This window comes from Sphingopyxis sp. H050, from assembly GCF_001468265.1.
GTDB lineage: Bacteria > Pseudomonadota > Alphaproteobacteria > Sphingomonadales > Sphingomonadaceae > Sphingopyxis.
On record NZ_LNRZ01000006.1, the window covers coordinates 142,796 to 160,045 of the forward strand.

Genomic DNA, 17,250 nt, shown 5'->3' on the forward strand with positions numbered 1-17,250 from the left:
TTTCGGGCGTCGCAAGAAAAAAGAGCGGCCCTTCGAAAAGCTCAGGGCGAACGGATTTAGGTTGCAATGCCGGCCATTTGATCGGACCCGGCTTGCGATAGCGGGTCCAGCGGCCTAGGGGGGCCGCGTCATCTCATCGCCAGCCGAGGCCCTTCTAAATGACCGACCTGATTCCCGTCCGCCGCGCGCTCCTGTCCGTCAGCGACAAGGCGGGGCTCGCCGAGCTTGCCGCGGCGCTCGTCAAGCATGGCGTCGAGCTGGTCTCGACCGGCGGCACCGCAAAGGCGCTGCGCGAGGCGGGGCATGACGTGCGCGACGTCTCGGACCTCACCGGCTTCCCCGAGATGATGGACGGCCGCGTCAAGACGCTGCACCCGACGGTGCATGGCGGCATCCTCGCGGTGCGCGACGATGCGGCGCATGTCGCGTCGATGGAGGAACATGGCATCGGCGGCATCGACCTCGTCGTCGTCAACCTCTACCCCTTCCTCCAGACCGTGATGTCGGGCGCCGACCGCGATACGATCATCGAGAATATCGACATCGGCGGCCCCGCGATGGTCCGCTCGTCGGCGAAGAACCACGCCTTCGTCGGCATCGTCACCGAGCCCGAGGATTATGCGGCGCTGATCGCCGAGATGGACGCCAATGGCGGCGCGACGACGCTCGCGCTGCGCAAGCGCCTCGCCGCGACCGCCTTTGCGCACACCGCCACCTATGACAGCATGATCGCGCAATGGTTCGCCTTCGCCGACCAGGGCAAGATGTTCCCCGACACGCTGCCGCTGACCACCAAGCTCGCGACCGAGCTGCGCTATGGCGAGAACCCGCACCAGAAGGCGGCACTATATCTCCCCGCCGGTCCCGCCGCGCGCGGCATCGCGCAGGCCGAGCAGGTGCAGGGCAAGGAGCTGAGCTACAACAATATCAACGACGCCGACGCCGCGCTCGAGCTCGTCGCCGAATTCCGCGAGGCCGATCCGACCTGCGTCATCGTCAAGCATGCCAACCCCTGCGGCGTCGCGACCGCCGCGACGATCGCCGAAGCCTATGACGCGGCGCTCAAATGCGACGATGTTTCGGCGTTTGGCGGGATCATCGCGGTCAACCGGCCGCTCGACGGCGCGACGGCGGAGCTGATCAGCGGCATCTTCACCGAAGTCGTCTGTGCCCCCGACGCCGATGCCGATGCGCGCGCGTTGTTCGCGAAGAAGAAGAACCTGCGCCTGCTGCTGACCGGCGAACTGCCCGATCCGGCGCGCGGCGGGCTGGTGTTCAAGACGATCGCCGGCGGCTGGCTCGCGCAGAGCCGCGACAATGGCCGGATTACCCGCGCCGACCTCAAGGTCGTCACCGACCGCGCGCCGACCGAGGAAGAACTGACCGACGCCCTCTTCGCCTGGACCGTCGCCAAGCATGTGAAGTCGAACGCGATCGTCTATGCCAAGGGCGGCTCGACCGCGGGCATCGGCGCCGGCCAGATGAACCGCCGCGACAGCGCGCGCATCGCTGCCGTGAAGGCGCGCGAGGCCGCCGAAAGCCATGGCTGGGCCGAGGCGCGCACGGTGGGCAGTGCCGTCGCCAGCGACGCCTTCTTCCCCTTCGCCGACGGCCTGCTCGCCGCGGTCGAAGCGGGCGCGACCTGCGTCATCCAGCCGGGCGGCTCGATCCGCGACGACGAGGTGATCGCCGCGGCGAACGAAGCCGGTCTCGCGATGGTGTTCACGGGCATGCGGCATTTTCGCCATTAAAATCCCGTTCGCATCGAGCCCTTCGACTGCCCTGCGGGCGCTCAGGATAAACTTCCGGCGAATGCCGGAAGTCGAGATGCCCATCGGTCGTGCGCGTCTTCGGGGTGTCTCGACTTCGCTCGACACGAACGGCATAGGAAATCGAGGCCGTCGCACGGACGGCATTTGACAAGGACCAGCATGACCGAAATCGTCCGCAAGCCGTCGATCATCCAGCGGCTCTACACCTGGACGATGGAGAAGTCGGCGCACCCGCACGCCGAGTTCTGGCTGGCGCTGGTCTCCTTCGTCGAGGCGAGCTTTTTCCCGATCCCGCCGCATCCGCTGCTCGGCCTGATGTGCCTCGCGAACCCGAAGAAGGCGGTGCGCTATGCGATCATCTGCACGCTCGCGTCGGTCGCGGGCGGGATGCTCGGCTATTCGATCGGCTATTTTCTCTACGAGAGCGTCGGCCTGTGGCTGCTCGGCGTGCTCGGCCTGACCGACGCCTTTCCGCCGGCGGCCTGTTACCTGCGCGAATTCGGGGCAGAGATCATCCTGATCAAGGGCGCGACCCCGATCCCGTTCAAGCTGCTGACGATCACCGCCGGCTTCATCCACATGAATTTCTGGACCTTTTTGTGGGCGAGCCTCGCGAGCCGGGCCTTTTCCTTCATGCTCGTAGGCATATTGTTCCGGCTGTTCGGGGCGCCGATCAAGGCGTTCATCGACAAATATCTGATCTGGGTCACCGGCGCGTTTCTCGTCGCGGTGGTCGCGGGTTTCCTCGCGATCGGCGCGCTGTCGGGCGATGGCACGAGCAAGGAAGCCGACAAGTGCAGCGGCGCGACGCTGGAAAGCATCGGGCTGGATCGGAAGTAAGGAAGTCGAACCGCGAATAAGCGTGTGTCCCCGCGAAGGCGGGGACCCATCTTCTGCCGGTTCGGAATAGCGCGGTCCGGTTATGGGCCCCCGCCTTCGCGGGGGCACGCAGCTTTTTGCCTCGTCTATTCGTTCGCCGCCTGGTGCAGCCAGTCGGCGTGCCGCGGGGCCTTCTTCGTCTGGCTCCACTCTTCCAGCATCAGCGGCGCGACGCGCTTCAGTTCGGCATATTGCTCGTCGGTCCCGATGTCGCACGCAAGTTCGACGCGGTGGCCGTTGGGGTCGAAGAAATAGATCGACTTGAAGATGCCGTGATGCGTCGGCCCGAGCACGTCGATGCCATTGGCTTCCAGATGCGCCTTGGCGGCGACCAGCTCGTCATAGCTGCCGACCTTGAACGCGAGATGCTGGACCCACTTCGGCGTATTCTCGTCGCGCCCCATGTCGGGCTGGTTCGGCAGCTCGAAAAAGGCCAGGATGTTGCCGTTCCCCGCGTCGAGGAAGACGTGCATGTACGGGTCATACTCGCCGGTCGAGGGCACATGATCCTCGGCGAAGGCGGTGGTATAGGTCATGCCGAGCATGCGCTCGTACCAGTCGACCGTTTCCTTCGCGTCCTTGCAGCGATAGGCGGCGTGATGGACGCCGCCGAGCTTGATGGGCGATTGGCTGGTCATATACCCAAACTCCGTTCGTGCTGAACCCACCCTATCCCGTTCGCCCTGAGCTTGTCGAAGGGCTGCTCTTCTCTTTGGGCCGCAAAGAAGAAGAACGGTGCTTCGACGAGCTCAGCACGAACGGAAGCAGGATCAAGCCTCTTCTTTGATTTCCAACGCTCCGCGGCGAATCTGGTCCATTTCCATCGATTTGAACAGCGCGGTGAAATTGCCCTCGCCGAACCCTTCATCCTTCTTGCGCTGGATGAATTCGAAGAAGACGGGGCCGATCACGGTCTGGCCGAAAATCTGGAGGAGCAGGCGCGGGTCGCCATCCTCGGTCGAACCGTCGAGCAGGATACCGCGCGACTGGAGTTCCTCGACCGGCTCGCCATGCCCCGGCAGGCGGTCGGCGAGCATCTCGTAATAAGTCGCCGGCGGTGCGGGCGCGAACGGATTGCCGAGCGCCTTGAGCTTGTCCCACGCGGCGTAAAGATCGTCGCAGCTGAACGCGATATGCTGGATCCCCTCGCCATTATAGGCGCGCAGATATTCCTCGATCTGGCCGCCGCCGCCCGCGCCTTCCTCGTTCAAGGGAATGCGGATCTTGCCGTCGGGGGCGGTCATCGCCTTCGAGGTGAGGCCGGTATATTCGCCCTTGATGTCGAAATAGCGGATCTCGCGGAAGCCCGCGATCCGCTCGTAGAAAGCGGCCCAGTGCGCCATGCGGCCGCCATAGACATTGTGCGTCAGGTGATCGATCAGCTGCATCCCCGCGCCGACCGGATGGCGATCGACGCCCTCTTCATAGACGAAATCGATGTCGTAGATGCTGAGATCGTCGCCGTACCGGTCGATCAGATAGATGATCGACCCGCCGATGCCGCGGATCGCGGGCAGGCGCAGTTCCATCGGGCCGGGGGTGGTTTCGACCGGCTCGGCCCCGCGTTCGATCGCCTCGGCATAGGCCTTCGCCGCATCGCGGACGCGCCAGCCCATGCCGCACGCCGACGGACCATGCTCGGCGGCAAAATAGGCCGCGGGCGACTTGGGTTCGTAATTGGCGATCAGGTTGATCCCGCCCTGGCGCCACAGCTGGACGTCCTTCGAGCGGTGATGCGCGATCTGGGTGAAGCCCATGCGTTCGTAAACGGGTTCCAGAATGCCCTTCTCGGGCGCCGAAAATTCGACAAATTCAAAGCCGTCGAGGCCCAGCGGGTTTTCGAACAGATCGGCCATGGTCAAATCCCCAATTAGTTTCAATTGAAACTATTATGGTGGATCGGGATGGGCAAGTCAATGCCCCCGATCGTCGACGAGACGTCGATGGGGCGGAAATTTGGATCACGCGAAGACGCGAAGGCGCGAAGAGACGTGCCGCGAAGCGGCCTTCCGTCCCAGCCTCGCGCCCGGCCCCCATCCTTTGTCAGAAAAAGGGCCTGACGGCCCGAAGCTTCATCTTCGCGCCTTCGCGCCTTCGCGTGAAACTATTTTCTACGCCGCCGCCGTCTCGATCGCCTCAAGCGCCTCCATCCACGCCGCTTCGACGCTCTCCAACTCTGCCGCGAGCTTGCCGCGGCGCTGCGACAGGTCGCCCATCGTCAGTTTCGCCAGCGCGGGTTCGGCGCTCGCGGGGTCGAACATCGCGCGGTCGATCGCGCTGATCTGCTGCGCCAGCTTTGCCGCGCGCGCTTCGTGATCCTTGGCGGTCTTGCGGAGCACCGCCTGCGCCTCGCGCGCCCTCGCGGCCTCCTGCCGCGCCGACTTGGCGTCCTTCGATTTCGCCGCGGGCTTCGCATCGTCGTTCGCGGCCGATTTGCCGAGAATGAAGGCGACATAATCGTCCATGCTGCCGTCGAAATCGCGCGCCGTGCCATTGTCGACGAGCACCAGCCGGTCGGCGGTGAGTTCGAGCATATGGCGGTCGTGGCTGACGATCAGCACCGCGCCGTCGAAGCCGTTGAGCGCCTGCACCAGCGCCTCGCGCGCATCGACGTCGAGGTGGTTGGTCGGCTCGTCGAGGATCAAGAGGTGCGGCGCCTCGCGCGTGATCAGCGCGAGCGCGAGCCGCGCGCGTTCGCCGCCCGACAGCTTGCCGACCTCGGTCGTCGCCTTGTTGCCGGTGAAGCCGAAGCGCCCCAATTGCGCGCGCACCGCGCCGGGCGTCTTGCCCGTCATCACGCGCGTCATATGGCCGAGCGGCGTGTCGCTGCCGTCGAGTTCCTCGACCTGATATTGGGTGAAATAGCCGACGCGCATCTTGCCCGCGAAGGCCATCGCGCCATCCTCGGGCTTGAGCTGGGCCGCGAGCAGGCGCGCCAGCGTCGTCTTGCCATTGCCGTTGCGGCCGAGCAGCGCGATCCGGTCGTCGGGATCGATGCGCAGGTTGAGGCGGCGCAGCACCGGCTCGCCGGGGGCATAGCCGACGCTGGCAAGGTCGAGCGTGATCAGCGGCGGCTTGAGCTCGTCGGCAGGGCTCGGGAAGTCGAACACCAGGCTGGGGTCTTCGGTAATCGCCACGATCGGCTGCATCCGCGCGAGCTGTTTCGCGCGCGACTGCGCCTGCTTCGCGGTCGAGGCGCGCGCGCTGTTGCGCGCGACATAATCCTGCAGCTTCGCGCGCTGCGCGTCCTGCGCCGCCTTGGCGGCCGCAAGCTGCGCCGCACGTTCGGCGCGCTGGCGCTCGAAATCGTCGTAGCCGCCGGGATAGAGCGTGACCTTCCCGCCTTCGAGGTGCAGGATATGGTCGACGACATTGTTCAAAAGGTCGCGCTCGTGGCTGATCACGACGAGCTGGCCCGGATAGGCGCGCAGGAAGCTTTCGAGCCACATCGTCGCTTCGAGATCGAGGTGGTTCGACGGTTCGTCGAGCAGCAGCAGGTCGGGGTTGGAGAAGAGCAAGGCGGCGAGCGCGACGCGCATCTTCCACCCGCCCGAAAAGCTGTCGAGCGGCTGTCCCTGCATCGCCTCGTCGAAACCGAGGCCGATCAGGATGCGCGCGGCGCGCGCGGGCGCCGTATAGGCGTCGATCGCGATCAGCCGCTCGTGGATATCGCCAAGTTTGCCTGGATCCTGCTCGGTTTCCGACGCCGCGAGCAGTTCGGCGCGTTCGGTGTCGGCCGCCAGCACGGTGTCGAACGGCGTCGCCGTCCCGCTCGGCGCTTCCTGCGCGATATAGCCGACGCGCGTGCGGCGCGGCATTTCGATGCCGCCCTCGTCGGCCTCGAGCTGGCCGATCATCACTTTCATCAAGGTCGACTTGCCCGCGCCGTTGCGGCCGATCAGGCCGACGCGGCTCCTCGGCGGCAGGCTCGCGCCTGCGCGGTCGAGGATGGTGCGCCCGCCGAGGCGCACCGTAAGGCCGTTGATCGTCAGCATATATACCTAACCCGTTCGTCATCCCGGCGAAGGCCGGGATCTCGCCCCAAGCTGATCGCGAGCCGTTGAGATTCCGGCCTTCGCCGGGATGACGCTGATAAAAAGCGAGGGCGCCCGTAGCATGTTCGGCGCCGCCGCCCAAGTCCCGCGCTGGCATTTGCCCCGCGTCTGCGGCAAAGACGGGCGATGGCCGACCTCGCCCCCTTTCATATCGCTTTTCCCGTCGACGACCTCGACGCCGCGCGGCATTTCTACGGCACCGTAATCGGCTGTGCGGAGGGGCGCAGCGCCGCCGACTGGATCGACTTCAACCTTTATGGCCACCAGATCGTCGCGCACCGCGTCGAACGGCGTGAAGCGGTCGCGGGGCATAATCCGGTCGACGGCCATGACGTGCCGGTCCCGCATTTCGGCGTCGTGCTGCCGCCCGCCGACTGGCAAGCGCTCGCCGACCGGCTGAAAGGCCATGGCGTCGCCTTCGTCATCGAACCGCACACGCGCTTTCCCGGCCAGCCGGGCGAGCAATCGACGATGTTTTTCCTCGACCCCGCGGGCAATGCGCTGGAGTTCAAGGCCTTCGCCGATCTGGGGCAATTGTTCGCGAAATAGGCCTAGTGCGACGCGCCCATCGAAATCTGCTTGGGGCGGGGCGCGAGCCAAACCGCCGCGGCCGCAATCACGAACACGACACCCGAGGCGAGGAAGAGGTGGAGCACGCCGATCGTTGCCGCCTGGCCCTCGACCAGCCGGTCGAGCACCGCGCGCGCCTGTTCGAGCGTCAGCCCGGCGCCTTGCAGCGACGATAACGTCGCTTCGGAATTGTTGAGCGACGACACCAGTTCGGACCGCGTCGTGCGGCTGGCATCATCCCACGCCGTCGTCGCGATCGCGGTGCCGATCGCGCCGCACAGCGTGCGCAGAAAGCTCATCAATCCCGCCGCAGAGGTTTGCAGGTGCGCCGGCACCGAACTCAGCGCGAGCGCGGTCAGCCCGACGAAGAAGAAGGGCATGCCCATGCCCTGGAGGACATGCGGCAGCGCGAGCGTCCAATAGTCGACATCGGCATTCCAACTCGCGCGCAGGACCGACATCAGCGCCATCCACAGGATCCCGGCGCAGATAGAGATGCGGATGTCGAATTTCCCTATCAGCCCGGCGGCTACCGGCGACAGCAGAACCGCGAACACCCCGATCCACGCGACGACATAGCCCGTCTCGGTCGCGGTGTAGCCCACGACCTGCTGGAGCCACAAAGGCGTCAGAACGACCTGCGCAAAGAAGGCCCCGAAGCCCAGCGAGATGGCGAGCGTCGCGAAGCTGAACCCCCTGAAGCGGAAAACGCGCAGATTGACGACCGGATTGGCGTCCGTCAGCTCCCAGATCACGAAGGCGGCAAAGCTGATCGCGGCAACGATCGCGAGACCGACGATCCACGTCGAGCCGAACCAGTCGTGCTCGCGCCCGGTGTCGAGCATGATCTGGAACGCCCCGACCGAGAGGACGAGCAGAACCAGCCCGATCACGTCGATCCGCGCCTTCGCGCGCTTGGTCTCGAAGGGCGAGAGCAGGGTGAAGACGCCGAAGGCGCAGATCGCGACGATCGGCAGATTGATGAAGAAGATCCACGGCCAGGTCCAATTGTCGCTTATCAGGCCCCCGAGGATCGGGCCGAGGATCGGCGCCGTGGTCGTCGTCATCGCCCAGATCGCAAGGCCTATGCCGGCCCTTTCCTTCGGAAAGATGCGCAGCAGCAAGATCTGCGACAGCGGCATCAGCGGGCCGCCGGACAAGCCCTGCAACACGCGGAACAGGATAAGTCCGTCAAGGGTGCGCGAAATGCCGCAGAGGAAGGAGAAGATGCCGAAGCCGATGATCGAGATCATGAACCAGCGCACCGTCCCGAAGCGCATCGCGAGCCAGCCGGTCAGCGGCACGCTGATCGCGTCGGCGACCGCATAGCTGGTGATCGCCCATGTTCCCTGGGTCGGCGACACGGCAAGGCCGCCCGCGATGTGCGGCACCGACACATTGGCGATCGTCGTGTCCAGAACGACGACGAAATTGGCGAGCGCGAGCGCGAACGCCGCGACGATCAGCCGCACGCCGGTGAGCGGTTGCGGTTCGCTGTGAAGGGGGGCTGCGGCGCTCGCCATGGGTCAGCTCACTTGCCGCGCGTGTCGATCGTCGCTTCCATCGACAGCCCGACGCGCAGCGGATGCTCCTTCAGGTCCCTGGGATCGAGCGCGATGCGCACCGGCAGGCGCTGGACGACCTTCACCCAATTGCCCGTCGCGTTCTGCGCGGGGATCAGCGAGAAGGCGGCGCCGGTGCCGCCGGCGATGCCGATGACCTTGCCGCGATAGACGACGTCGCTGCCATAGAAGTCCGAGGTCAGCTCGACCGGCTGGCCGATGCGGATGCGCTTGAACTGGCTTTCCTTGAAATTGGCGTCGACATAGGCGGTCGCGACCGGGACGATCACCATGATCGGCGCGCCCGCGGCGATCCGCTGGCCGACCTGCACCTGCTTGTTGGTGACGACGCCGTCGACCGGCGCGCGGATGACGGTGCGCGCAAGGTCGAGCTTGGCTTTCTCCAGCCGCGCCTGCGCCGCCGCCACGTCGGGGGCGGTGTCGATCGTCGTGCCGCGCACAAGCGCGTCGGCGGCGCCCAAATCGCCGCTCGCCGACCCGCGCGTCGCCTCGGCCGAGGCGATCGTCGCCGCCGCGAGGTCGCGCGCCGCGGTTGCCGAGGCGAGCGCGGTGCGCGCGATCGTCAGCTCCTCGGCCGATACCGCGCCGGTGCCCGAAATGCTTTCGCGCCGCGCCAGTTCGGCGCGCGCCTTGGCAACAGCCGCGTCGGCGTCGCGCAGCCGCGCCCGTGCTTGCGCGATATCGGCGCCCCGCGCCGCGACGCGCGAGCGCGCGGCATCGGCGTTCGCGCTCGCCTGCCCATAGCGCTGGCGCGCCTGGCGCAACGCCGCTTCGGCATCGGCGACCGCGAGCCGGGCATCGGCATCGTCGAGGATGACGAGAATGTCGCCTTTCTTCACGACCTGCGTGCCGCCGACGCGAACCTCCTTGACCGGACCTGCGACCAGCGCGGTGACCGTTGCCGACTCCGCCCCGACATAGGCGTTGTCGGTCGACACGCGCCCCGCCTGGGTCAGGAAATACCAGACGCCCCACAGCAGCGCGATCGTCGCAACGACGATGGCAAGGATCTTGAACAGCCGCGCGCGCTTCTGCGGCTGCGCGGTGTTTTCTACGGGGGTGTCGGGTGTCGCCGTAGCCGTATCGTCGGCCATCGTCATTCTCCTGTCTGGGTCTGGTAGCCGCCGCCGAGCGCGCGGATCAGGGCAATATCGAGCGTAAGCTGGCGCGCCTCGAGGTCGGCGACCTGCCGCGCGAGCTGCGTCATGCTGTCCTCGGCGGTAAGCTGGGGGAGCTGGTTCGAGAGGCCGGCGCGATAGCGGAGACCGGCAAGCCGGGCGGCGTCGGTCGCGGCCTTGAGCGCCTCGCGCCGCTCGCCGAGTTGACGCGCGGTGGCACTCCGGCTCGCGACGATGTCGGCAACATCGCGCAGCGCAGCGATCAACGTGCGGTCATAGTTTGCGACCGCGCTGTCGAATTCCGCGCGAGCGCCGCGGTAGCGCCCCTGCAATCGACCGCCCTCGAAGATCGGCAGGCTGATCGCAACGCCGCCATTGCCGTATTCGGAACCCGACTTGAACAGGTTCGACAGGCCGAGCGACTGGAAGCCGACGAGTGCCGAGAGGTTGATGTTCGGATAGAAATCGGCGCGCGCGACGTCGATGCGCCTGGCGGCCGCCTCGGCACGCAGCCGCGCCGCAACGATGTCGGGGCGGCGGCCGATCAGGTCGATCCCCGCCTGCGGCGGCAGGCCGATGCCGGGCGAAGCGAGTATTGGACGCGTGATCGACAGGCCGCGGTCGGGACCGGCGCCGACCAGCGCGGCGAGGCGATTGCGCGTCGTGGCAATCGCTTCCTCGAGCGCGGTCGCATCGCCGCGGGCGGCGGCGGCGCGGCTCGCCGCCTGTCGCTCGGCCGACTGGTTTTCGATTCCGGCGGCGGCGCGCTTGCCCGAAACGTCGGCGCTCGCGCTGCGCACGCGCACCGCATCCTTCGCGACGTCGAGCGCCTGATAATAGGCCGCAAGATCGGCATAGGCCGATGCGATCCCGGTCGTCAGCATCAGCCGCGCCTGCGCTGCATCGACACGCGCCGCCTCGGCTTCCGAGGTGGCGGCGGCGAGCGCCGCGCGGTTCTTGCCCCACAGGTCAAGATCGAAGCTGAAGGTCGCGGCGACATGGCCGGTGTCCTGAATGCCGTCGGGCACGAACTGCGGCGGAATGCCCAGATTCTTGCTCTGCTGCGTGCCGCCGACGCTGCCCTCGGCGCCGACGCGCGGCAGCAGCGCCGCGCCCGCCTGTTGCGCGATCCCTTCGGCGGCGCGGACGCGGGCGGCGGCGGTCGCGATGTCGGGCGAGCCCTTGAGACCCTCGGCAATCAGCGTGTCGAGCTGGGCGTCGCCGAAGCTTTGCCACCACCCTTCGACGGGCCAGGCGCCAGCGTCGTCGGCCAAACTCTCCGACGATTGGAGCGAGTCGGCGGCGGCCGGAACGGGCTTCGGCCCGAGATCGGGAACGCTTGCGCATGCCGCAAGCAGGCTCAAAACAAGGGCGGAGGGGAGAATCTTATTTTTCATGGCATCCAACGATACTAGCTGGTATCATGCGCCCATGAACTCCGGAGACTAAGTTGTCAATCGAAATGATACCAGCTAGTACGGCACCTGCCGACGACGCTGCCGCGCTACGCCGCAAAGCCTTCATCGATGCCGCCCGCGAATCCTTTTTCGCTAATGGCTATGCGGGCACGACCATGTCCTCGATCGCGAGCAAGGTCGGCGGGTCGAAGACCACGCTGTGGAGCTATTTCCCCTCGAAGGAGGATCTGTTCGCGGCGATCGTCGACGATATCGTCCACCATTATGGGCAGGTGCTTTCGATCGACCTGCCCGTCGACCGCCCGGTGCCCGAGGTGCTGCGCAATTTCGGTAATGTGCTGATGGCCAAGCTGACGTCGCCGCCGCTGCTCTCGCTCCACCGGCTCGTCGTCGGCGAGGCCGACCGCTTCCCGCACCTTGCCGAGACCTTCTACGATCGCGGCCCGCGTCGCGGGAAAGCGCGCGCCGCCGCATGGGTGGCCGAAAAGATGGCGCGCGGCGAGATCCGCAGGGGCGACCCAATGCACGCGGTCCAGCAGTTCGCAGGCCTCTGCCAGTCGGGCGTGTATCAATTCGCCCTGCTCGGCATGCACAAGGCGGCCGACCTCGACGAGCTTGGCAAGGAAGTCGACCTGGCGGTCGAAAGCTTCTGCCGCGCCTGGTGCCCGGCGGAAGCGAGCGCTGCCTAATCGGACGCGTCGTTCGCGCGGTCGAACAGATCCATGAAGTCGCGTGCGGCATCTCGCTCGGCGGCATCCTTGAACGCAACGTCGAGATCGGGCGCGACGCCGAGGATGTACATCAGCGTCCAAAGCGCGAAGCGGCGACCGCCGTTGGTCTCGAGCCCGAAGTCGACGCGCATCCGCTCGGTCCCCGCGGCAAAGGCCTCCGGATGCAGCGCATCGAGGTCCGCGGTGCCGAAATAGCGGCGAAGCTGGTCGTCGAAATCCATGGCATCCCGTCGCAGAAAGCGGCGACAAAGCCAAGCGCAGTGCGGCGCGTTGTCAGCGCAGCGCGGCGTCCTTTGCCGGCGCGGCGCCGGTCCTGAACGATCCGTTCGCAAATATACATTAGTCTGATCGACGCGGGGCGATCGACTGCGCTATGCTGAGGCATCGACCTTCGAGGACCCGGCATGGCAAGCGACGAGCCGCAAGGCGTGAAACCCTATCCTGGCCCCGCCGGCGGCTGGGGCGCGCTGCGTGCGGTCGCGCGTGCGGTGCGCGAACAGATGGGGGCGAGCCCCGATACGCGCGCGCTGCTCCAGATGAACCAGCCCGACGGCTTCGACTGCCCCGGCTGCGCCTGGCCCGATCCCAAGCATACCTCGTCGTTCGAGTTCTGCGAGAATGGCGCGAAGGCGGTCACATGGGAAGCCACGCCCAAGCGCGTCGATCCGGCGTTCTTTACCACGCACAGCGTCGGGGAGCTGTGGCAATGGTCGGACCATGATCTGGAGGATGCCGGCCGCCTGACGCATCCCCTCGCTTATGACGCGACGAGCGACCGCTTCGTACCCATCGCGTGGGACGAGGCCTTTGCGCGGATCGGCGCCGCGATGCGCGCGATCGACGACCCCGATGCGATGGAATTCTATACCTCGGGCCGCGCGTCGAACGAGGCGGCCTTTCTCTACCAGCTGCTCGCGCGCACTTATGGCACGAACAATTTTCCCGACTGCTCGAACATGTGCCACGAGGCGACGAGCACCGGCCTGCCGGTGTCGATCGGGGTCGGCAAGGGCACGGTGACGCTCGAGGATTTCGAGCTTGCCGATGCGGTCTTCTGTATCGGGCACAATCCGGGCACCAATCATCCGCGGATGCTGGGCACGCTGCGCGAGGTGGCGCGGCGCGGCGCGCCGATCATCGTCGTCAATCCGATGCGCGAACGCGGGCTCGAACGATTCCAGGATCCGCAAGCTCCGGTCGAGATGGTGACGCTGAGCGCAACGCCGATCGCGTCGGCCTATCATCAGGTGCGGATCGGCGGCGACGCCGCACTGTTCAAGGGGATGATGAAGGCGCTGATCGAGGCCGACGCGACCGATGTCGCCGCGGGCGGCGCGGGTTATCTCGACCGCGCGTTCATTGCAGAACATACGCTTGGATATGAAGAGCTTAAGGCCGATATTCTGAGCACCGACTGGCGCGCGATCGAGCGCAAATCGGGGCTGACGCGCGCCGCGATCGAAGGCATTGCGCGCACCTATTGGGAGGCCGAGCGCGTGATCGTCTGTTACGGCATGGGGCTGACCCAGCACCGTCACGGCACCGAAAATGTCCAGCAGCTCGCGAACCTGCTGCTGCTGCGCGGCAATATCGGCAAACCCGGCGCGGGTATTTGCCCCTTGCGCGGCCACAGCAATGTTCAGGGCGACCGCACCGTCGGCATCACCGAACTGCCGACCGAGAAATTCCTCGCGCGGCTCGATGCGGCGTTCGGCATCGCCAGCCCGCGCAAGCACGGGCATAATGCGGTCGAGGCGATCGCGGCCATGCGCGACGGCACGGCGAAAGGCTTCATCGGGCTCGGCGGCAATCTGGCGGTCGCGATGTCCGATCCCGAGGCGTGCTTCGCGGCGTTCCGCAAGCTGGACCTGAACGTCCAGATCTGCACCAAGCTCAACCGGACCTGCCTGCTGACCGCGGGCGAGACGATCATCCTGCCCTGCCTCGGTCGCACCGAGCGCGATGTGCAGGCGAACGGCCCCCAGTCGGTGACGGTCGAGGATTCGATGTCGATGGTCCACGCCTCGCACGGCAAACTGAACCCGGCCTCGGCCGACCTCCGATCAGAGCCCGCGATCGTCGCGGGAATCGCGAAGGCCGCAGTGCCGGAGGCAAGGATCGACTGGGACGGACTGATTGCCGACTATGATCGTATCCGCGACAAGATCGAGGAGGTTTTCCCCGACTTCTACGACTTCAACGCCCGCATCCGCACCCCCGGCGGCTTCCGCCTGCGCGTCGGCGCGTCGAACCGCGAGTGGGATACCCCCGACGGCAAGGCGCATTTCCTCGTCCATCCGGGAGTCGATGAGGATGACGGCAAGGACGATACGCCGCTGACGCTGACCACGGTGCGTAGCCACGACCAGTACAACACGACGATCTATGGCCTGAACGACCGCTACCGCGGTGTGACCGGGCGCCGCGACGTGATTTTCGCCAATGCCGAGGATCTGGCGGCGATGGGACTCGCGCACGGAGACCTAGTGGATGTCGTCGCGGGATCGGGGCGTGTGCTCGCCGGCCAGACCGTGCTCGCGCACGCTATCTCGCGCGGATCGGTCGCGGCCTATTATCCCGAGGCGAACGGCCTGATCGCGCTCGACGATTACGACCGGAAGAGCGGGACACCCTCGTACAAATCGGTTCCCGTGAAGCTGCGCCGCGCAGAGGCGGCCTGACAGCGCCCCATCCCGTCAGCCAGACACGAAAAACCCGCCATCCCTTGCGGAAGGCGGGTTTGTGTTGGTTGCGGGAGTAGGATTTGAACCTACGACCTTCAGGTTATGAGGCTTGCATCACCTGATATTTTTCAACAACTTAGATCGTTGATACATTCCGAAAACGCCCCGGATGCGGGGTAAATTCGGAATGGCGCCGATCAGCCTGGCGGCGCGAGCGGGTTCCCGCAGACCGTATCGAACTTGGCATTGTGCGCCTCGATCTGTCGCACCGTCTCGTCGCTGTCGGCCACGTTGCCTTCGTCCTGGACGGGCCGCCCCTCGGCCAGCGCGATCGCCCGCTGCGCGAGATCGAGCTGCGCATAGCTGATCGCCGTGAACAGCGAGCAGCTGACATCGCTCGGCGGCTTAGCAGTTTTGCTTTGTCCGACTGTGGCGCAGGCACCCAGCGCGGCGAGCATCGGCATCGCGATCGACAGCGGCAGCAGCCGCATTCCCCTTCTCGACATTTTCAAGTCCTTTCGTTGCGGCGGCCGCGGCCGCCGTCGCCGCGCCCTTCTGTTCGGCGGCGTCGACGGCGACGTCGGTCTTGTGGTTGGTGATGGCGGTGCAGCTCCTGAAGCCCGCGAAGATCGCGATCGCGATCAGCACAAGGCCGGCGACTTTCCACCCCCACGAGAGCGCCTTCAGATTTGGAAACATGGCAATAGTCCCTATTTTACGTTTCAAGAGTCACTGGGCGCATTCGGGTGTCGAGAGCTACCCATGTGGCCCGACGCCCGCTCATCGACTCCTGCGCCCTGTTTCCGGCGATCAGGGGATGGGGTTTTCAAGCGCATGGATCCTCGCCTCGTAATTTCCGAGCAGCTCGCCCAGCGCCGTGCCCGGGTCGGCCGCGACCTCGAGCACCTTTTCCTCAACGACAGCGGCCGCGCTGGCTGACTGCACGGCTGCGGCGGCGATGGCCTGGCGCTGTGCGATCGGTCGCTGCGGTAGGATGCTGGAAACGAAGCGCGGCATTATTCCACCCTGTCGAGCACGCGTTCGGCGTCCTCGCCGGTCGCCTCTAGCTCATTGTCGCCGACGCGGAATTTGAATGTGCGTCGGCCCAGAACGGCAGAAAATCCGACCAACACGACACCGATCAGGATAAGGCAGCCATAAGCGAAATAGGCGACGGGCCAGGGCGATGTTGATTTTTCGGCCACCTTGTCGAGCGCGCGCCAGGCGAGGATCGTGACGGCAACGCCGCCGCCGCCGAGCAGTAGCACCGCCCACAAACTCCGCCAGTCACGCGCCGTCCAACCCGTAGGCAGCGGGCTCACCGCGCCCACTCGCCGGTTTTGGCGTGCAGCCATTTCAGGAACTGCCCGACGGTCTTCCCTTTCAGGATCGACGGGTTCGCGCGCGTTGCCGCCGGTCCTGCCAGCGCCTCGGCCGACGCGCCGACATCGGCGCCGATCAACGACGCTGCGGTGAGGGCACCCAGGAAATGCGCGGCATACAGCGAAGCGGCATTGATCGGGATGCCACGCTGGCGCAGGTAAGCGGCGTTCTTGCCGGTGAAGCTCTTCACGCGCTGCAGCTGCTCATCGGTCGATGGCTGCAGGCCGCCAAAGGCTTTCGACATATCGCTGCCCCATCGGCCGCCTTCGCCTTCCCATGTCGACTTGATGAACTGGTAGAGACCCGACGCGCTCGAGCTCTCCGCCTTGACATAGGGCCGGTTGCCGCTCTCGATCTTCGCGAGCAGCGGCCAATAGCTTTCGGGAATTTCGCCGACCGCGGCATTGCGATCGGTGCCCGGTCGCGGCGGCAACAGCTGGTCTAGCAAGGCGAGCGTGTCCTTGCCGGCCCAGCCGTCGATAACCGCCAGGCCGCCCCGTTCCTGGAACAGCCGCACGAATGCGTCGTCGCTGATCGTCGTCATGCCACACCCCCCTTTCCGGCGATCTTGTCGCCCCATTTGCGCAGCCAGGCGAAGGCTTCGCCGGTCAGCAGCCATTCGATAAAGGGCGTCCCGCCCGTCGCGATCAGGAAGGCGGCTAGCGGCGTCGTGACGACGATATCGACCACAGGCACCACCTTGCCGGCGAGCGCCGGGGCGAGGAACAGCGCCAGCCCGATGGACCCCGACAGCGCGATCATCGCCCACAGCGCGGTGTTGATCCCGTCGGCCTTGCGCTCGCGCGATTTCCACAGCGAATGACACAAGGCCAGAAAGCCGCCCAGCGCGAGCGCCCCCACGAACTCGACGGTATAGACCGTCGGCGCCGCCACGCTCGCCGCGCCCGCCACGCTATAGGTGAACAGCAGGCCGAACGGCTCCGCCTTCATCATATTCTGCCCCTTGATGATTGGATCCGCGGAGATCATGCGGCGAGATCCCCGAAAATCAGATCGGCATGATCGTCGGTCGGATGGGCGCATGCGGTCAGCTCTG

17 protein-coding genes are annotated in these 17,250 nt (G+C 66.1%); 5 read left to right on the plus strand and 12 right to left on the minus strand.

Going from position 1 to position 17,250, the window contains the following annotated elements; genetic code table 11:
- The first annotated feature begins 158 nt into the window (after nt 1-158).
- Both purH and ATE67_RS13625 read left to right on the plus strand, forming a co-directional pair.
- The gene (gene purH / locus ATE67_RS13620; protein ID WP_058817228.1) at nt 159-1,751 is read left to right on the plus strand and encodes a bifunctional phosphoribosylaminoimidazolecarboxamide formyltransferase/IMP cyclohydrolase; all 1,593 of its coding nucleotides are present in this window, start codon (nt 159-161) and stop codon (nt 1,749-1,751) included.
- A gap of 207 nt (nt 1,752-1,958) precedes the next feature.
- Complete coding sequence (locus ATE67_RS13625) at nt 1,959-2,612, plus strand: YqaA family protein (protein WP_058817411.1); 654 nt, start codon at nt 1,959-1,961, stop codon at nt 2,610-2,612.
- 125 nt (nt 2,613-2,737) lie between these two features.
- Here ATE67_RS13625 and ATE67_RS13630 read toward each other — a convergent pair whose 3' ends face one another.
- The 3 genes from ATE67_RS13630 to ATE67_RS13640 form a co-directional block, all read right to left on the minus strand.
- On the minus strand, nt 2,738-3,289 hold the full coding sequence (locus ATE67_RS13630; protein WP_058817229.1) for a VOC family protein: 552 nt from the start codon (nt 3,287-3,289) through the stop codon (nt 2,738-2,740).
- A gap of 132 nt (nt 3,290-3,421) precedes the next feature.
- Entirely contained in the window at nt 3,422-4,507 is a 1,086-nt protein-coding gene (hppD, locus tag ATE67_RS13635; protein ID WP_058817230.1) for a 4-hydroxyphenylpyruvate dioxygenase, read from the minus strand.
- 255 nt (nt 4,508-4,762) lie between these two features.
- On the minus strand, nt 4,763-6,646 hold the full coding sequence (locus ATE67_RS13640; RefSeq protein ID WP_058817231.1) for an ABC-F family ATP-binding cassette domain-containing protein: 1,884 nt from the start codon (nt 6,644-6,646) through the stop codon (nt 4,763-4,765).
- 186 nt (nt 6,647-6,832) lie between these two features.
- Between ATE67_RS13640 and ATE67_RS13645 the strand changes: the two genes are divergently transcribed.
- On the plus strand, nt 6,833-7,255 hold the full coding sequence (locus tag ATE67_RS13645; RefSeq protein ID WP_058817232.1) for a VOC family protein: 423 nt from the start codon (nt 6,833-6,835) through the stop codon (nt 7,253-7,255).
- A gap of 2 nt (nt 7,256-7,257) precedes the next feature.
- Here the strand turns inward: ATE67_RS13645 and ATE67_RS13650 are convergent, their stop codons facing one another.
- From ATE67_RS13650 to ATE67_RS13660, 3 genes are read right to left on the minus strand one after another with little or no spacing between them, the layout of a single operon-like run.
- A complete protein-coding gene (locus tag ATE67_RS13650) occupies nt 7,258-8,799 on the minus strand; it encodes a DHA2 family efflux MFS transporter permease subunit (RefSeq protein ID WP_058817233.1) in 1,542 nt (513 codons plus the stop codon).
- A gap of 8 nt (nt 8,800-8,807) precedes the next feature.
- Nucleotides 8,808-9,953: an HlyD family secretion protein gene (locus tag ATE67_RS13655; protein WP_058817234.1), complete on the minus strand. Its 1,146-nt coding sequence runs from the start codon at nt 9,951-9,953 to the stop codon at nt 8,808-8,810.
- 2 nt (nt 9,954-9,955) lie between these two features.
- Nucleotides 9,956-11,374, minus strand: a complete 1,419-nt coding sequence (locus ATE67_RS13660; protein ID WP_058817412.1) for an efflux transporter outer membrane subunit — start codon at nt 11,372-11,374, stop codon at nt 9,956-9,958.
- Between the two features lie 53 nt (nt 11,375-11,427).
- Here ATE67_RS13660 and ATE67_RS13665 point away from each other — a divergent pair, with 53 nt between their 5' ends.
- Nucleotides 11,428-12,084, plus strand: coding sequence for a TetR/AcrR family transcriptional regulator (locus ATE67_RS13665; protein WP_058817235.1), 657 nt, complete (start codon nt 11,428-11,430; stop codon nt 12,082-12,084).
- Here ATE67_RS13665 and ATE67_RS13670 read toward each other — a convergent pair.
- Entirely contained in the window at nt 12,081-12,347 is a 267-nt protein-coding gene (locus tag ATE67_RS13670) for a hypothetical protein (RefSeq protein ID WP_058817236.1), read from the minus strand. The two genes, ATE67_RS13665 and ATE67_RS13670, sit on opposite strands and share 4 nt — an antisense overlap.
- 183 nt (nt 12,348-12,530) lie before the next feature.
- On the opposite strand from ATE67_RS13670, the gene ATE67_RS13675 reads away from it, so the two are divergent.
- Complete coding sequence (locus tag ATE67_RS13675) at nt 12,531-14,807, plus strand: FdhF/YdeP family oxidoreductase (protein ID WP_058817237.1); 2,277 nt, start codon at nt 12,531-12,533, stop codon at nt 14,805-14,807.
- 200 nt (nt 14,808-15,007) lie between these two features.
- Here ATE67_RS13675 and ATE67_RS13680 read toward each other — a convergent pair whose 3' ends face one another.
- The 5 genes from ATE67_RS13680 to ATE67_RS13705 all read right to left on the minus strand — a co-directional run bounded on the left by ATE67_RS13680 (nt 15,008) and on the right by ATE67_RS13705 (nt 17,183).
- Complete coding sequence (locus ATE67_RS13680; RefSeq protein WP_197411955.1) at nt 15,008-15,316, minus strand: hypothetical protein; 309 nt, start codon at nt 15,314-15,316, stop codon at nt 15,008-15,010.
- Nucleotides 15,317-15,620: 304 nt separating this feature from the next.
- Nucleotides 15,621-15,827 (minus strand): hypothetical protein, encoded by a 207-nt coding sequence (locus tag ATE67_RS13690; RefSeq protein ID WP_058817240.1) that lies wholly within the window; start codon nt 15,825-15,827, stop codon nt 15,621-15,623.
- Entirely contained in the window at nt 15,827-16,132 is a 306-nt protein-coding gene (locus ATE67_RS13695) for a hypothetical protein (RefSeq protein WP_197411956.1), read from the minus strand. The genes ATE67_RS13690 and ATE67_RS13695 overlap by 1 nt, the downstream gene beginning before the upstream one ends.
- Nucleotides 16,129-16,737, minus strand: coding sequence for a hypothetical protein (locus ATE67_RS13700; protein WP_058817242.1), 609 nt, complete (start codon nt 16,735-16,737; stop codon nt 16,129-16,131). The genes ATE67_RS13695 and ATE67_RS13700 overlap by 4 nt, the downstream gene beginning before the upstream one ends.
- Nucleotides 16,734-17,183: a hypothetical protein gene (locus ATE67_RS13705; RefSeq protein WP_058817243.1), complete on the minus strand. Its 450-nt coding sequence runs from the start codon at nt 17,181-17,183 to the stop codon at nt 16,734-16,736. The genes ATE67_RS13700 and ATE67_RS13705 overlap by 4 nt, the downstream gene beginning before the upstream one ends.
- Nucleotides 17,184-17,250 lie beyond the last annotated feature (67 nt).

Excerpts from the sequence above, each read along its gene's own strand:
- purH (WP_058817228.1), top strand. The coding sequence starts at position 159 with ATGACCGACCTGATTCCCGTCCGCCGCGCGCTCCTGTCCGTCAGCGAC.
- ATE67_RS13630 (WP_058817229.1), bottom strand. The coding sequence starts at position 3,289 with ATGACCAGCCAATCGCCCATCAAGCTCGGCGGCGTCCATCACGCCGCC.
- hppD (WP_058817230.1), bottom strand. The coding sequence starts at position 4,507 with ATGGCCGATCTGTTCGAAAACCCGCTGGGCCTCGACGGCTTTGAATTT.
- ATE67_RS13640 (WP_058817231.1), bottom strand. The coding sequence starts at position 6,646 with ATGCTGACGATCAACGGCCTTACGGTGCGCCTCGGCGGGCGCACCATC.
- ATE67_RS13645 (WP_058817232.1), top strand. The coding sequence starts at position 6,833 with ATGGCCGACCTCGCCCCCTTTCATATCGCTTTTCCCGTCGACGACCTC.
- ATE67_RS13650 (WP_058817233.1), bottom strand. The coding sequence starts at position 8,799 with ATGGCGAGCGCCGCAGCCCCCCTTCACAGCGAACCGCAACCGCTCACC.
- ATE67_RS13655 (WP_058817234.1), bottom strand. The coding sequence starts at position 9,953 with ATGGCCGACGATACGGCTACGGCGACACCCGACACCCCCGTAGAAAAC.
- ATE67_RS13660 (WP_058817412.1), bottom strand. The coding sequence starts at position 11,374 with ATGAAAAATAAGATTCTCCCCTCCGCCCTTGTTTTGAGCCTGCTTGCG.
- ATE67_RS13670 (WP_058817236.1), bottom strand. The coding sequence starts at position 12,347 with ATGGATTTCGACGACCAGCTTCGCCGCTATTTCGGCACCGCGGACCTC.
- ATE67_RS13675 (WP_058817237.1), top strand. The coding sequence starts at position 12,531 with ATGGCAAGCGACGAGCCGCAAGGCGTGAAACCCTATCCTGGCCCCGCC.
- ATE67_RS13680 (WP_197411955.1), bottom strand. The coding sequence starts at position 15,316 with ATGTCGAGAAGGGGAATGCGGCTGCTGCCGCTGTCGATCGCGATGCCG.
- ATE67_RS13690 (WP_058817240.1), bottom strand. The coding sequence starts at position 15,827 with ATGCCGCGCTTCGTTTCCAGCATCCTACCGCAGCGACCGATCGCACAG.
- ATE67_RS13700 (WP_058817242.1), bottom strand. The coding sequence starts at position 16,737 with ATGACGACGATCAGCGACGACGCATTCGTGCGGCTGTTCCAGGAACGG.
- ATE67_RS13705 (WP_058817243.1), bottom strand. The coding sequence starts at position 17,183 with ATGATCTCCGCGGATCCAATCATCAAGGGGCAGAATATGATGAAGGCG.